The organism is Modestobacter muralis (assembly GCF_010682105.1).
Classification (GTDB): domain Bacteria; phylum Actinomycetota; class Actinomycetes; order Mycobacteriales; family Geodermatophilaceae; genus Modestobacter; species Modestobacter muralis.
On record NZ_JAAGWH010000011.1, the window covers coordinates 22,252 to 36,952 of the forward strand.

Sequence of the window (14,701 nt, forward strand, 5' to 3'; positions counted from 1 at the left end):
CTCCATGCGCTACACGACCTTCGGACGACGATCGGGCCTGCGGGTCTCCGAGTACGCCCTGGGCACCGGCAACTTCGGCACCTCCTGGTCCAGCGGCACGAACGCCGCGGACGCCCGCGTCATCTTCGACCGGTTCGCCGAGGCCGGCGGCACGTTCCTCGACACCGCGGGCATGTACCAGGCGGGGCAGTCCGAGGAGATCCTCGGCGACCTGATCGCCAAGGACCGCGATCACTTCGTCGTCTCGACCAAGTACGGGGCGAGTGACACCGAGCAGCCACACGTCTCGCTGACCGGCAGCGGGCGGAAGAACCTCATGTCCTCGGTGGAGGCGAGCCTCAGACGTCTCGGCACGGACCACCTCGACCTGATGTGGCTCCACTTCCCGGACGGCGTCACCCCGATCGACGAGATCGTCCGCGGCATGGACGACCTGGTGCGCGCCGGCAAGGTCCACCACGTCGCACTGTCGAACTACCCGGCATGGCAGGTCTCGGCCGCGGCGACCCTGGCCGACCTGCGCGGCTGGGCCCCCATCGTCGGCGTCCAGACCGAGTACAGCCTCGTCGAGCGGTCAGCCGACCGCGAGCTGATCCCGATGGCCGAGGCGCTGGGTCTGGCAGTCAATCTGTGGTCCCCGCTCGCCGGCGGTCTGTTGACGGGCAAGTACCGCACCGGCGGTGAGGGTCGGGCGACCGATCCGAGCCGGTTCGTGGTCCCTGAGTCCGGCCAGAAGACAGCCGTCATCGACGAGGTGCTCGCGATCGCCGGAGAGACCGGCGCGAAGCCAGCGCAGGTGTCGATGGCCTGGCTGCGCGGACGGGGCGAGCGCTCAGCGGCAACGATCATCCCGATCGTCGGCCCGCGCACACTCGCTCAGCTGGAGGACTACCTCGACGCACTCGACGTGGCGCTGACCGATGAGCAGTACGCCCGCCTCGACCAGGTGAGCGCGATCGAGCTCGGCATGCCGCACTGGGTCAACGGGATGATCCGGGAGAACCTCCTGGGCGGTGACGTGAGCCGCTTCGTCGGGCCCACCACCCCGATGGCCTGATGCCGAGCACGTCAGCGCAGTTGCGCCGTCTCATCGCACGGCTGGACCGTCACATCAGGGCCGCTCACGACCTCGCCGTCGTTCGATCGAGTACACGGCCGTCACGTGGTGGATGATCAGCCACCAGGATCGGCCCGCGCCGTCGACCCGGCCACGAGCCTGCGGAGCCCGGTGTACAGCGCGGACACGTGGTCGTCGACGAGGCGGCCGCGGGCCTGGCGAGCGCGACGAGCGCCCACGGTCACCCGAGCAGCTGCTCGAGGTCCAGCACCCCGCCCGCGGCCTCGAACTCCTCCCGGGCCGCGGCGAGCACCGCCGGGTCGGCGAGCGCGTCCAACGCGGTGAGCGCCAGGCCGACCGCGCCGTCCAACACCGCGGCGTCCCCGGCCGGGGAGGCGGCCGCGGCGGCGAAGTCGGTGGTGTGCATGGAGGTCTCCGGCCCGGCGATGGCGATCATCGGGTGGATGGAGGGCACCCGGACGCTGACGTTGCCCAGGTCGGTCGAGCCGGCCAGCGACGCCGGGGTGACGCCCGGCGGCAGCGCGGAACGCCCGCGCCGGGCCTGGTGCGCGGTCCAGCGGGCGGCGAGCTCGAGGTTGGCCCGGATCGGCAGGTAGGCCGGCGACTGGTCCCACTGCAGCTCGTACCCGCAGCCGGTCATCGCCGCGGCGGCGACCGCGATGGACTCCACCCGGCGGCAGATGTCGGCGAGGGTCTCCGGGGTCGCCGAGCGCACGTAGTACAGCGCCTCGGCGGTCGCCGGGACGACGTTGGGCCGCTGCCCGCCGTCGGTGATCACCCCGTGCACCCGGTCGGTGTCCGGGACGTGCTGGCGCAGCATGGCGACGCCGTTGTAGCCGGCGACCACGGCGTCCAGGGCGTTGCGGCCCATGAACGGCTGCGCCGAGGCGTGCGCGGCGATGCCGGTGTAGGTGGCCCGCAGCTGCCGGCGGCCCAGGAACGGCTGCACCGCGGCGTCGTAGGAGAACGGGTGCAGCATCACCACCGCGTCGATGCCGTCGAAGGCACCGGCGCGGGCCATCAGCTCCTTGCCGCCGCCGCCCTCCTCGGCCGGGGTGCCCAGCAGCACCGCCGTCCCGGCGACCTCCCCGGTGGCCAGGATCGCAGCCAGGCCGAGGAACGCACCGACCGCCGAGGAGCAGATGATGTTGTGCCCGCAGCCGTGCCCGATGCCCGGCAGCGCGTCGTACTCGGCGAGGACGGCGACCGTGGGGCCCTCGCCGGACCCGATCGTGGCCCGCAGCGCGGTCTCCAGGCCGTGCACGCCGACGGTCGCCTCGATGCCGTGCCGGGCCAGCAGGTCGGCGACCGCGCGCACCGATCGGTGCTCGGCGTAGCCCTCCTCGGGGTGGGCGTGCAGGTCGTGGCTGAGCTCCAGCAGCTCGTCGCGGGCGGCCTCGATCGCCTGCTCGGCGCGGGCCAGCAGCTCCTCCGGGGCCCCGGCGTGCGGTGAGGACAGCGGCTCGGCGGTGGCCGCGGCCCGGTCGGTGGCCGCGCGCAGCTGGTCGAGGAAGTGCGCGTCCGCGGGGGCCGGCGTGCGGGTGTCCGTCATGGGAGGTGTCTACCGGGGCCGCCCGGGCCGCGCAGCACACTGGTGGCCGTGACCGGTGCCCAGCCCGTGCCCGACGTGGTCGGCCCGGGCCTCGACGTGCTGTTCTGCGGGATCAACCCCTCGCTGCGCTCGGCCGAGGTGGGCCACCACTTCGCCCGGCCGGGCAACCGCTTCTGGCCGGCGCTGCACCTGGCCGGGCTCACCCCGCGCCGGCTCGCCCCCGACGAGGACGCCGAGCTGCTCCGCTACGGGCTCGGCGTCACCAACCTCGTCGCCCGGCCCACCCGGACGGCGGCCGAGCTCGGCCGCGAGGAGCTGCGGGCCGGCGGCGAGGTGCTGGCCGCCCTGGTGGCGCAGTACCGGCCGCGGGTGCTCGCCGTCCTCGGGGTGACCGCCTGGCGCTGGGCGTTCGAGCGGCCCAAGGCGGTGCTCGGGCTGCAGCCGGAGCGGATCGGTGGGGTCGACACCTGGGTCGCGCCCAACCCCAGTGGGCTCAACGCCCACCACCAGCTGGCCGACCTGGCCCGGCTCTACGGGGAGCTCCGACCTGCCGGAGCGTGACCGGTACGACAACTGTTCACCCGTTCGCGCGAGGTCCACCGGGTCGGCGTCGGGGAGGATGGGCCGGTGGACGCACCCGTGCCGGCGGAGACCACCGGTGCGGTCGACCCCGCCGGGCGGTCCCGTGCCCGGCGCCCGTGGCTGCGGCCGGTCCTCACCGTGCTGGTGCTCGCTGCGCTGCTCACCGCCGGGCTGGTCAACCACGAGCGGGTCGCCGGCTGGGTGTCCGAGCTCGGCGGCGTCCAGTGGCGGTGGGTGCTGGCCTCTGCCGTCGTCCAGCTCGTGTCCTTCCAGTGCGTGGCGCACCTGCAGCGGCTGCTGCTGCGCGCCGGCGGCGGGAACGGTGACCTGCGGGCGGTGAGCGGCACCAACTACGCGGGCAACGCCATCTCCCTCGGGCTGCCGGTCGCGGGTGCCGCGGCCAGCGCCGCCTACACCTACCGGCGCTGGCACCACCTGGGCAACAGCACCGCCCTGGTGGGCTGGGCGCTGGCGATGACCGGGATCTCCTCGACGGTGACGCTGGCCCTCGTCATCGCGGTGGGCCTGGCGGTGACCGGCTCGACGATCGGCGCGCTGGGCGCGTTCGCGGCCACCGCGGCCGGCGCCGTACCGGTGCTGGCCGCCGTCCTGGCGATCCGGCACGAGCCGACCCGCGAGCTGGTCGGGCGCGTCCTGGGCCGGGGTGCCCGGGTGCTGGGCCGCTGGGTGCCGGCGCTGCGGGGGACGAACGTGGCCTCCCGGATCGTCGACCTGCTGGCCTCGCTGGGCTCCTACCGGCTCAGCGCCGGGCGCAGCGTGGGCGCCGGGCTGTTCTCCCTGGGCAACTGGGTCCTCGACGCCGGCAGCCTGGCCCTGGCCATCGTCGCCGTCGGGGCACCGGTGCCGTGGCAGGGACTGCTGCTGGCCTGGGCCGCCGGCGCCCTGGCCACCTCCGTGCGGCTGACCCCCGGCGGCATCGGCGTGGTCGAGGCGACGCTGGCCTCCGCGCTCGTGGCCGCCGGCATGCCGGCCAGCCAGGCCGTCCCGGCGGTGGTGGTCTACCGCCTGGTCAGCCTGTGGCTGCCGGCCGCGATCGGCGCGCTGTGCCTGATCGTCACCCCGCGCCCGGCCGCCACGACGCGCGACCCCGGCTGACCACCCCCGGTCGCCCGCGCCGTCGCGCCGGTGGTCCCGCGGGCCGGCCCGTGTCCGGACCGGCTCGCACGGCCCGGCGCCGACGGTGCGATGCGGCAGTGGGGCGCTGCAGGACCCGACACCGGGGCCTCACCCCGTGCGACCATGGCGGCGTGGCGCACCCCTCTGCCTCCGCGAGCGCGCTGCTGCGTCACGTGCGCACCGGCCGTGCGCGCAGCCGGGCCGAGTTGGTGGCCCTGACCGGCGCCTCGCGGAACACCGTCACCGCGCGGGTGGACCAGCTGATCGCGGCGAACCTGCTCGCCGAGGGCGGGCGCGGCGGCAGCACCGGCGGCCGGCCGCCCACGCTGCTGGAGTTCAACGGCCGCGCCGGCTGCGTGCTGGCCGTCGACCTGGGCGTCACCAGCGTCGACGTCGCGGTCACCGACCTGTCGGCGCAGGTGCTGGCCACCGTCGGCCACCCGATCGACATCGCCGAGGGGCCCGCCGCGGTGCTGGCCGAGGTGGACCGGCTGGCCCAGCAGGTGCTCGCCGAGGCCGGGCTCACCCCCGCGGACGTGTGCGCGGTGGGCGTCGGCGTGCCCGGGCCGGTGGAGTTCTCCACCGGCCGGCCGGTGCACCCGCCGATCATGCCCGGCTGGCACGACTACCCCATCCCCAGCACCTTCGCCCGCTACGACTGCCCGGTGTACGCCGACAACGACGTCAACGTCATGGCGCTGGGCGAGATGGGCATCGCCGGGTCCGACGAGGACGTGCTGGTGGTCAAGGTCGGCACCGGCATAGGCTGCGGGATCATCGTCGACGGCCGGGTCTACCGGGGCGCCCAGGGCAGCGCCGGGGACATCGGGCACATCTCGGTCCCGCCGCCGCACGGGCAGCCGGTCGTCTGCCGCTGCGGCAACGAGAACTGCCTGGAGGCCATCGCCGGGGGAGGGGCGCTGCTGCGCGCCGCCGTCGCCGCCGGGCTGCCGGTGACCTCGACCCGCGAACTGCTGGAGCTCGCCCGGCACGGCGACGGCCCGACGCTGGAGCTGGTGCGCGACGCCGGCCGCACCATCGGCACCGTGCTGGCCGCCCTGGTCAACTTCTTCAACCCGCACCGGATCGTGATGACCGGCGGTGTTGCCCAGGCCGGTGCGCCGCTGCTGGCCGGCATCCGCGAGGCGGTCTACGGCCGGTCCCTGCCGCTGGCGGCCCGCGCGCTGGAGATCACGGTCAGCGACGCACCGGCCATGTCCGGCCGGCTGGGTGCCGCGCTGATGGCCATCGAGGGCTACCTGGACGAGGACGCCGTCACCCCCGCGGGCCGCGCCGACGGACCGGCCGCCGCCGGCCGCTGAGCCGCGCTCCTCACCGCCTCCTCCGGACCGTTCGGGGGTGCGTGGTCCCCGCGTGCCCGGATCACGATTGAGCAACGCCGCGTGACCTCCTTGACCGCGGTGTGAGCTGGGACATACGGTCCTGCCTGACGCACTTCTGTTCAACGCTGAGCAAAAGTCAGGAGCTGGTCCCGTGCAGTCCGCCCCACCCTCCGTGGAGACGCCCCTGCTGACGATGCAGGGCATCGTGAAGCAGTTCCCCGGCGTCCGCGCGCTCGACGGTGTGGACCTCGACGTCCGGCCCGGCGAGGTGCACTGCCTGCTCGGCCAGAACGGCGCCGGCAAGTCGACGCTGATCAAGGTGCTGGCCGGGGCGCACCAGCCCGACGAGGGCCAGATCACCTGGGACGGCGCCCCGGTCACCCTGGGCGACCCGCAGGCGGCCATGTCCCTCGGGATCGCCACGATCTACCAGGAGCTGGACCTGGTCGCCGGCCTCACCGTCGCCGACAACGTCTTCCTCGGCCGGGAGCAGTCCCGGCTGGGGCTCACCCGCCCGGCCGAGGCCAACCGCGCCGCCGGGGCCCTGCTCGCCCGGCTCGGGCACCCCGAGATCCGGGCCACCGCCGAGGTCGGGTCGCTGTCGGCCGCCCAGCAGCAGATGGTCAGCATGGCCCGGGCGCTGTCCCAGGACGCCCGGCTCATCGTCATGGACGAGCCCTCGGCCGTGCTCGACAGCGAGGAGGTCGACCACCTCTTCCAGGTCATCCGCGACCTCACCGCCACCGGGGTGGCCGTCGTCTACATCTCCCACCGGCTGGAGGAGATCCGCGAGGTCGGCGACCGGATCACCGTCCTCAAGGACGGCCGGACCGTGGCCACCGGGCTGCCGGCGGCCAGCACCTCCACCCGCGACGTCATCACGCTCATGACCGGGCGCACCATCGAGTACGTCTTCCCGCCGCGCCGGGAGCTGCCCGACCCGACGGCCGCCCCGCTGCTGGAGGTCGAGGGCCTGGCCCTGGCCGGCAGCTTCGGCGGGGTCTCCTTCACCGTCCGGCCAGGGGAGGTGCTCGGCCTGGCCGGGCTCGTCGGGTCGGGCCGGTCGGAGATCCTGGAGACCGTCTACGGGGCGCGCAGGGCCACCGCCGGCACGGTCCGGGTGGCCGGCCGCCGGCTGCGTGCCGGGGACGTGGCCGGTGCGGTCGGCGCCGGGGTCGGGCTGGCCCCCGAGGAGCGCAAGAGCCAGGGCCTGCTGCTCGGTGAGCCGATCTACCGCAACATCACGATCTCCTCGCTCGGCCGGTTCGCCCGCGGGGGGTTCCTCTCCGGGAGCGCGGAGAAGCAGGCGGCCCGTGACCAGGCCGAGGCACTCGACCTGCGCCCGGTCGACGTGGCCCGCGAGGTGCGCACGCTGTCCGGCGGCAACCAGCAGAAGGTCGTGCTGGCCCGCTGGCTGCTGCGGGACTGCAAGGTCCTGCTGCTCGACGAGCCGACCCGCGGGGTCGACGTCGGCGCCCGCTCGGAGATCTACGCGCTGATCCGCGCCCTGGCCGACCGCGGGGTGGCCGTGGTCGTGGTCAGCAGCGAGATCCCCGAGGTCCTCGGCCTGGCTGACCACGTGCTGGTCGTGGCCGACGGCGCGATCGTCGCCAGCAGCCCGGCCGAGGCACTCGACGAGCACCGGGTGCTCGACCTCGTCATGCAGGGAGCGGTCATGCAGGGAGCAGCGTCCACGGCGGGCGCCGCACGAGAAGGAGACGCGGCATGAGCCAGACCACGACCACCAAGGCCCCCGGCGGCGCGACCGGAGGGGCGGCCGGCGTCCGTCCCGACCGCGGCGGGGGGCCGGGCCTGCTCGCCGGGCCGCTGGGTCGCAACCTGGGCCTGGTCGTCGGGTTCGTCCTGCTCTGCGTCGCCGGGGTGGTCAGCGCCGGCGACCGCTTCGCCGACGTCGACAACGTGGTGACCATCCTGCGGGCGGCCGCGGTCACCGGCGTGGTCAGCGTGGGCATGACCTTCGTGATCATCGGCGGTGGCATCGACCTGTCGGTCGGGGCGATCGTCGCGCTCAGCTCCATCTGGGCGACGACCCTGGCCACCCAGACCATGGCCGCCGACACGCACTGGATCCTCATGGTGGGCACCGCGCTGCTGGTCGGGGCGGTCTGCGGGCTCGTCAACGGCGTGGTCATCGCCTACGGCAAGCTCGTCGCCTTCATCGCCACCCTGGCCATGCTGGCCGCCGCCCGCGGGCTGGCCGAGATCATCGCCAACCGGCGCACCCAGATCGTCCAGGACACCAGCTTCATCTCCTTCTTCGGCGGAGACGTGCTCGGCGTCCCGACGCTGGTGATCCTGTTCGCCCTCGTCGCCGTCGCCGGCTGGGTGCTGCTCAACCGGACGACGTTCGGCCGGCGCACCTTCGCCGTCGGCGGCAACGCCGAGGCGGCCCGGCTGGCCGGCATCCGCGTGCAGCGGCACACCGTCTGGCTCTACGTGCTCTCCGGCGTCACCTGCGGCATCGCCGCGGTGATGCTCATGGCCCGGACGACGACCGGCAGCTCCACCCACGGCACGCTGCTGGAGCTCGACGCCATCGCCGCGGTGGTCATCGGCGGCACGCTGCTCATCGGTGGCCGCGGCACGATCGTCGGCACCGTGATCGGCGTGCTGATCTTCACCACGCTGAGCAACGTCTTCACCCTCAACGACCTGTCCAGCTCCGCGCAGGCGGTCGCCAAGGGCGTGATCATCGTCGTCGCCGTCCTGCTGCAGCAGCGGGTGGCCGCGGGCGCCTCCCGCCAGCGCGGGCTCCGCGGTGGCGGCACGGCGGCCTCGGCCGGCACCTCCATCCCGGGCAGCCCGTCCGGTTCCCCGACCCCCGGTGCGGCCGCCGGCCCCACCGCCTGACCGTTCCACCGCCCGACCGCTCCACCCCACACACCGACCACCTGGCCGTTCGGCGCCAGGGCGATCCGCGAGGAGAGACCATGTCTGCAACGAAGCAGCGCCGGTTCCGCCGTTCCATGACCACCGCCGTCTGTGCGGTCGGGGCCACGGCCCTGGTCACCGGGTGCACCAGCAACACCGCCGAGGCCCCGGCCGCCGCCGGCAGCGGCGCCGCCCAGGCCGCCAGCGCGAACGACGACCCCGGCGACACCGTCCGGATCGGCTTCTCCGCCCCGGCCGCCGACCACGGTTGGATGGCCGGCATCACCGAGGCCGCCCGCGCCGAGGACGAGCGCTACGAGGACGTCGAGCTCGTCGTCGCCGAGGGCACCAACGACGTCAGCGCCCAGATCAGCCAGGTCGAGACGTTCATCAACGACGGCGTCGACGCCATCGTGCTGCTGCCCTTCGACGGCGCCGCGCTGACCCCGGTCGCGCAGAAGGCGATGGACGCCGGCATCCCGGTGATCAACGTCGACCGTGAGTTCAGCAGCCCCTTCGCCGCCCGCGCCACCGTACTGGGCGACAACTACGGCATGGGCGTCTCGGCCGGCACCTACGTCTGCTCGCAGCTGGCCGACAAGCCCGATGCCGTGGTCGCCGAGATCGCCGGCATCGACTCCCTCCCGCTGACCCAGGACCGCAGCAAGGGCTTCTCCGACGCGCTGGCCGACTGCGGTCTGGACGTCGACAACCGGGTCGCCGCGGAGTTCACCGTGGAGTCCGGCGAGGAGGTCGCGGCGAACCTGCTGCAGGCCGCCCCGCAGATCGACGCCATCTGGAACCACGACGACGACCAGGGCGTCGGCGTCCTGGCCGCGATCAACAACGCCGGCCGCAGCGAGTTCTTCATGGTCGGCGGCGCCGGCTCGGCCAACGCGATGCGCAGCATCCAGGCCGACGACTCGGTGCTCAAGGCCACGGTCATCTACCCCTCCACCCAGGCGGCCGACGGCGTGCGGCTGGCCCGGCTGATCGCCCAGGGCAAGAACCTGTCGGACCTGTCCGAGGTGGAGATCCCGCGGCAGATCGTGCTCAACGCCCCGGTCGTCACCAAGGACAACGTCGACCAGTACCTCGACAGCGCGTTCGAGTCCTGACCGGCCGGCCGGGTACCGCGGGGGCATCCGCGGTGCCCGGCCCCTCTTCCCTGGAGCTCCTGCATGACCTCAGCTTCCCGGCCGCCGCTGCGCGTCGGCATGATCGGCTACGCCTTCATGGGCGTGGCCCACTCCCAGGCGTGGCGCACCGCGCCCCGCTTCTTCGACCTCCCGCTGCGCCCCGAGCTCACCGTGCTCGGCGGCCGGGACGCCGCCGGTGTCGCCGCGGCGGCCGACCGGTTGGGCTGGGCGGACACCGAGACCGACTGGCGCCGGCTCATCGAGCGCGACGACGTCGACCTGGTCGACATCTGCACCCCCGGCGACAGCCACGCCGAGATCGCCATCGCCGCGCTGCGGGCCGGCAAGCACGTGCTGTGCGAGAAGCCGCTGGCCAACTCCGTCGCCGAGGCCGAGGCGATGGCCGCCGCTGCCGCCGAGGCCGCGGCCTCCGGGGTGCGGGCGATGGTCGGCTTCACCTACCGGCGGGTGCCGGCGGTCGCGCTGGCCGCCCGGCTGGTCGCCGAGGGCCGGATCGGGCAGGTGCGGCACGTCCGCGCGCAGTACCTGCAGGACTGGATCGCCGACCCGGCCGCCCCGATGTCGTGGCGGCTGGAGAAGGACAAGGCCGGTTCCGGCGCGCTCGGCGACATCGGTGCGCACATCGTCGACCTCACCCAGTTCCTCACCGGCGAGACGCTCACCGGCGTCAGCGCCGTCCTGGAGACCTTCGTCCGCAAGCGCCCGCTGCCGGCCAGCACCGGTGCCCTCGGCGGGGTCGGCGGGGAGGGGATGGGCGAGGTCACCGTCGACGACGCCGCGGTCTTCCTCGGCCGGTTCAGCGGCGGGGCGCTGGCCACGTTCGAGGCGACCCGGTTCGCCCTGGGCCGCAAGAACGCCATCCGCATCGAGGTCAACGGCTCGGCCGGCAGCCTGGCCTTCGACTTCGAGGACATGAACGTCCTGCACTTCTTCGACGGCAGCGAGCCGGCGGAGACGGCGGGCTTCCGGCGGATCGTGGTCACCGAGCCCGAGCACCCCTACGTCTCCGCCTGGTGGCCGGCCGGGCACGGGCTGGGCTACGAGCACGGCTTCACCCACCAGGTCGTGGACCTGGTGACCGCGCTGGCCGCCGGGGAGCAGCCCACGCCGTCCTTCGCCGACGGGCTGGCCGTGCAGCGCGTGCTCGACGCCGTCGAGCGCAGCGCCGCCGACCGCTCCACCTGGACCCCCATCGAAGGAGCGCACTGATGCCCCGCCCCGTCACCCTGTTCACCGGCCAGTGGGCCGACCTGCCGTTCGAGGAGGTGTGCCGGCTGGCGTCGGGCTGGGGCTACGACGGCCTCGAGATCGCCTGCTGGGGCGACCACCTCGACGTCGTCCGGGCCGCCGAGGACGACGCCTACGCCAAGGGCCGCCTGGACCTGCTCGAGCAGCACGGCCTGCAGGTGTTCGCCATCTCCAACCACCTCAACGGCCAGGCCGTCTGCGACGACCCGATCGACGAGCGGCACCGCGGCATGGTGCACCCGCGGGTCTGGGGCGACGGCGACCCCGAGGGCGTCCGGCAGCGGGCCGCGGAGGAGATGAAGGCGACCGCACGCGCCGCCCGGGCCCTCGGCGTCGACGTCGTCGTCGGCTTCACCGGCTCCTCGATCTGGAAGACCGTGGCGATGTTCCCGCCGGTCCCGGACTCGATGATCGAGGCCGGCTACGCCGACTTCGCCGACCGCTGGAACCCGGTGCTCGACGTGTTCGACGAGGTGGGCGTGAAGTTCGCCCACGAGGTGCACCCGAGCGAGATCGCCTACGACTACTGGACGACGGTGCGCACCCTGGAGGCGATCGGGCACCGGGAGGCCTTCGGGCTGAACTGGGACCCCAGCCACTTCGTCTGGCAGGACCTGGACCCGGTCGGGTTCATGTGGGACTTCAAGGACCGGATCTACCACGTCGACTGCAAGGACGCGAAGAAGCAGGTCGGCAACGGCCGCAACGGCCGGATGGGCTCCCACCTGCCCTGGGCCGACCCGCGGCGCGGCTGGGACTTCGTCTCCACCGGGCACGGCGACGTCCCGTGGGAGGCCTGCTTCCGGATGCTGAACACGATCGGCTACGCCGGGCCCGTCTCCGTGGAGTGGGAGGACGCCGGGATGGACCGGCTGGTGGGTGCACCGGAGGCGCTGGAGTTCGTGCGCCGGCTGGCGTTCGACCCGCCGGCGGCGTCGTTCGACTCGGCCTTCGCCAGCGGCAACTGAGGGCTCCGTCCCTGCCCGCCGTGCGCGGGCAGGGATGGGGCGTTCGCCCGATGTGGCGGCCCGGTCGGCGGGACCACGCTCGTGTTCCCACCCGACCGACCGAGGGGACCGGCACCATGACCACCACCATCGCCGACACCGAGCTCAAGGCCCGCCACCGGAAGATGTGGGCCTCCGGTGACTACCCCCTCATGGTCGAGACCTTCCTGACGCCGCTGGGCCCACGCCTGGTGCACGCGGCCGGGGTCACCGCCGGGCAGCGCGTGCTCGACGTCGCGGCCGGCACCGGCAACGCCTCGCTGCCCGCCGCCGCGACCGGGGCGCAGGTGACCGCCAGCGACCTGACGCCCGAGCTCCTCGCCGAGGGCCAGCGGCGCGCCGAGATCGCCGGGCTGGAACTGGAGTGGGCCGTGGCCGACGCGGAGCACCTGCCCTTCCCCGAGGCGCACGCCGACGTCGTGCTCTCCTGCATCGGCGTCATGTTCGCCCCGCACCACCAGGCCGCCGCCGACGAGCTGGTCCGGGTCTGCCGCCCCGGCGGCACGATCGCCCTGCTCAGCTGGACGCCGGAGGGGATGCTCGGCGCACTGTTCGCCACGATGCGGCCGTTCATGGCGCCCCCGCCGCCCGGTGCCCAGCCGCCGCCGCTGTGGGGCAGCGAGGAGCACCTGCGGGCGCTCGTCGGTGGCCGGGTCGACTGGGCCTCGCTGACCCGGGAGACGCTGGAGATCACCGCGTTCAAGCAGCCGATCGACTACGCCCGGCACTTCACCTCCTGCTACGGGCCGGCCATCGCGGCCCGGGCGAACGCGGCCCTCGACGGTCGCGAGCTCGACTTCGACGCCGCGCTGGCCGCGTTCTGCCGGGAGTGGGACCGGGGCACGCCGGAGCAGGCCCGGTTCGAGATGCAGTACCTGCTCGCCGTCGGCACCCGCCGCTGAGGGCGCACGGCCTCCTCGACGGGCCCGACCGGTGCCACACTCGATCGATGCAGGGACGCGACGCGGTCGCGCTGCTCCAGACCGGCAGGCGCGCGCTCGAGCGGGCGGACTGGGAGTCCGCCCGCTCGGCGTTCGCCGCTGCCCTGGACCCGGCGGTCGCCGACGTCGGCGGTACGGAGGCCGAGGCCCGGGACGGGCTGGCGCAGGTGCTGTGGTTCCTCGGGCGCGTCCCGGAGGCCGTGGCGCTGCGGGAGCAGGCGTTCGCCGGGCACGTGCGCGCCGGCCGCTGCGCCGACGCCGCGCGGTGCGCCGTGTGGGTCGCCCACCAGCACCTGCTGGGCGGTCGCAGCTCCGCGGCGCGCGGCTGGCTGGCGCGGGCCGAGCGGGTGCTGGCCGGCGTGCCGGTCTGCGCGGGCCACGGCTGGGTGGCGGTGGAGCGGGCGAGACAGGCCACGACGGTGGCCGAGCGGTCCCGCGCCGCCACCGGTGCGCTGGGCGTCGCCCGGGCGACGGGTGACCCCGACCTGGAGGTGCTGGCGATCAGCCTGCTGGGCCGGGCCGAGGTCCAGGCCGGGCACCCGGAGCCCGGGATGCTGCTGCTGGAGGAGGCGATGGCGGCCGCGACGGCGGACCGGCCCTGGGACGTGCACACGCTCGGCGAGGCGTACTGCAACCTGGTGCTGGGCTGCGCCATGGCGGGGGAGTGGACCCGGGCGACCGAGTGGTGCGAGCACGTCGAGACCTACGCCCGCACCCGCTCGATCGCCCCGCTGTTCGGGGCCTGCCGCACGGCGCACGCCGAGCTGCTCCTGGCCGGTGGCCGGTGGGCCGACGCCGAGGTGGCGCTGCAGGACGCGCTGGCCAGGCAGGTGCCGGACCTCCCCGAGATCAGCGCGGCGACCGTCGCCTCGCTGGCGGAGCTCCGGGTCCAGCAGGGGCGGCTGGAGGACGCCGAGCGGCTGCTCGCCGGCCGCGAGGAGCACCCGGCGGCGCTGCGGGCGCTGGCGCTGCTTCACCTGGCCGACGGCCGGCCACGGCAGGCGCAGACCCTGCTCGAGCGTGGGCTGCGGGCGGCGTCGGACGACGCGGTGCTGACCGGTGGGCTGCTGTCGCCGCTGGTGCACGCCCGGCTCTCCGCCGGCGACGTCCCGGGCGCCGGGGTGGCGGCCGGGGAGCTCGCCGCGCTGGCCGAAGCGACCGGCATCCGGCTGCTGACGGCCCGGGCGGAGCTGGCCGGCGCGGCGGTGGCCCTCGCCGCCGGCCGGCCTGCCGAGGCGGCCGAGGCGGCGCGGTGCGCGCTGCGCGACTCCACCGCGTTGCTGATGCCGTTCGAGTCGGCGCACGCCCGGCTGGCGCTGGCCCGGGCGGTGCTCCCGGACGACCCGGGCACCGCCGCGGCCGAGGCGGGGGCGGCGCTGGCGGTGTTCCGGGGGCTGGGTGCCGCCCGCGCGGCCGACACCGCGGCCGCGGTGCTGCGGGGGTGCGGCGTGCCGGTGGCCCGCCGGGCCCGGGTCGGCGGCGAGCTGTCCGCCCGCGAGGAGGAGGTGCTGGCGCTGGTGGCCCGCGGGCTGACCAACGCCGGGATCGCCCGTGCCCTGGTGATCAGCGAGAAGACCGCCGGTCACCACGTGAGCCACATCCTCGCCAAGCTGGGAGCCCGCAACCGGGCCGAGGCCGCCGCCGCCTACGCCGACCCGCGCCGGCCGACGGTGGGGACCGCGCCGCGCTGACGTCCTGCCCGTGCTCGATCCGATCCGCCCCGCGGCACCGTGCCCGACCCCGGTGACGGGCGGTGCGGCG

Annotated in this window: 12 protein-coding genes; 11 read left to right on the top strand and 1 reads right to left on the bottom strand. The window is 74.8% G+C overall.

The window, feature by feature from the left end; all coding sequences use genetic code 11:
• Positions 1–4: 4 nt before the first annotated feature.
• Positions 5–1,057 (top strand): aldo/keto reductase, encoded by a 1,053-nt coding sequence (locus tag GCU67_RS03250; protein ID WP_163609658.1) that lies wholly within the window; start codon positions 5–7, stop codon positions 1,055–1,057.
• A 241-nt stretch (positions 1,058–1,298) separates the two neighbouring features.
• Here GCU67_RS03250 and GCU67_RS03255 read toward each other — a convergent pair whose 3' ends face one another.
• Complete coding sequence (locus GCU67_RS03255; protein ID WP_163609659.1) at positions 1,299–2,630, bottom strand: M20 family metallopeptidase; 1,332 nt, start codon at positions 2,628–2,630, stop codon at positions 1,299–1,301.
• Between the two features lie 48 nt (positions 2,631–2,678).
• Between GCU67_RS03255 and mug the strand changes: the two genes are divergently transcribed.
• The 10 genes from mug to GCU67_RS03305 all read left to right on the top strand — a co-directional run bounded on the left by mug (position 2,679) and on the right by GCU67_RS03305 (position 14,631).
• Complete coding sequence (gene mug / locus GCU67_RS03260; RefSeq protein WP_338104736.1) at positions 2,679–3,191, top strand: G/U mismatch-specific DNA glycosylase; 513 nt, start codon at positions 2,679–2,681, stop codon at positions 3,189–3,191.
• Positions 3,192–3,257: 66 nt separating this feature from the next.
• A complete protein-coding gene (locus GCU67_RS03265) occupies positions 3,258–4,328 on the top strand; it encodes a flippase-like domain-containing protein (protein WP_163609660.1) in 1,071 nt (356 codons plus the stop codon).
• Positions 4,329–4,480: 152 nt separating this feature from the next.
• Positions 4,481–5,671, top strand: coding sequence for an ROK family protein (locus GCU67_RS03270; RefSeq protein ID WP_163609661.1), 1,191 nt, complete (start codon positions 4,481–4,483; stop codon positions 5,669–5,671).
• 172 nt (positions 5,672–5,843) lie between these two features.
• Positions 5,844–7,421 carry a sugar ABC transporter ATP-binding protein gene (locus GCU67_RS03275; RefSeq protein ID WP_338104737.1) on the top strand — a complete coding sequence of 526 codons (1,578 nt, stop codon included), beginning with the start codon at positions 5,844–5,846 and terminating at the stop codon, positions 7,419–7,421.
• The gene (locus GCU67_RS03280) at positions 7,418–8,563 is read left to right on the top strand and encodes an ABC transporter permease (protein ID WP_163609662.1); all 1,146 of its coding nucleotides are present in this window, start codon (positions 7,418–7,420) and stop codon (positions 8,561–8,563) included. The genes GCU67_RS03275 and GCU67_RS03280 overlap by 4 nt, the downstream gene beginning before the upstream one ends.
• A gap of 80 nt (positions 8,564–8,643) precedes the next feature.
• Positions 8,644–9,702 (top strand): substrate-binding domain-containing protein, encoded by a 1,059-nt coding sequence (locus GCU67_RS03285; RefSeq protein ID WP_163609663.1) that lies wholly within the window; start codon positions 8,644–8,646, stop codon positions 9,700–9,702.
• A 63-nt stretch (positions 9,703–9,765) separates the two neighbouring features.
• Positions 9,766–10,953, top strand: a complete 1,188-nt coding sequence (locus tag GCU67_RS03290) for a Gfo/Idh/MocA family protein (protein WP_163609664.1) — start codon at positions 9,766–9,768, stop codon at positions 10,951–10,953.
• Positions 10,953–11,960: a sugar phosphate isomerase/epimerase family protein gene (locus GCU67_RS03295; protein WP_163609665.1), complete on the top strand. Its 1,008-nt coding sequence runs from the start codon at positions 10,953–10,955 to the stop codon at positions 11,958–11,960. The genes GCU67_RS03290 and GCU67_RS03295 overlap by 1 nt, the downstream gene beginning before the upstream one ends.
• 116 nt (positions 11,961–12,076) lie before the next feature.
• Positions 12,077–12,901: a class I SAM-dependent methyltransferase gene (locus GCU67_RS03300; RefSeq protein ID WP_163609666.1), complete on the top strand. Its 825-nt coding sequence runs from the start codon at positions 12,077–12,079 to the stop codon at positions 12,899–12,901.
• A gap of 47 nt (positions 12,902–12,948) precedes the next feature.
• Complete coding sequence (locus GCU67_RS03305; RefSeq protein WP_163609667.1) at positions 12,949–14,631, top strand: helix-turn-helix domain-containing protein; 1,683 nt, start codon at positions 12,949–12,951, stop codon at positions 14,629–14,631.
• Positions 14,632–14,701: the final 70 nt, after the last annotated feature.

What these genes read in the sequence shown, in the direction of transcription:
- GCU67_RS03250 (WP_163609658.1), top strand. Translation starts at nt 5, where the DNA reads ATGCGCTACACGACCTTCGGACGACGATCGGGCCTGCGGGTCTCCGAG.
- GCU67_RS03255 (WP_163609659.1), bottom strand. Translation starts at nt 2,630, where the DNA reads ATGACGGACACCCGCACGCCGGCCCCCGCGGACGCGCACTTCCTCGAC.
- GCU67_RS03280 (WP_163609662.1), top strand. Translation starts at nt 7,418, where the DNA reads ATGAGCCAGACCACGACCACCAAGGCCCCCGGCGGCGCGACCGGAGGG.
- GCU67_RS03285 (WP_163609663.1), top strand. Translation starts at nt 8,644, where the DNA reads ATGTCTGCAACGAAGCAGCGCCGGTTCCGCCGTTCCATGACCACCGCC.
- GCU67_RS03290 (WP_163609664.1), top strand. Translation starts at nt 9,766, where the DNA reads ATGACCTCAGCTTCCCGGCCGCCGCTGCGCGTCGGCATGATCGGCTAC.
- GCU67_RS03295 (WP_163609665.1), top strand. Translation starts at nt 10,953, where the DNA reads ATGCCCCGCCCCGTCACCCTGTTCACCGGCCAGTGGGCCGACCTGCCG.
- GCU67_RS03300 (WP_163609666.1), top strand. Translation starts at nt 12,077, where the DNA reads ATGACCACCACCATCGCCGACACCGAGCTCAAGGCCCGCCACCGGAAG.
- GCU67_RS03305 (WP_163609667.1), top strand. Translation starts at nt 12,949, where the DNA reads ATGCAGGGACGCGACGCGGTCGCGCTGCTCCAGACCGGCAGGCGCGCG.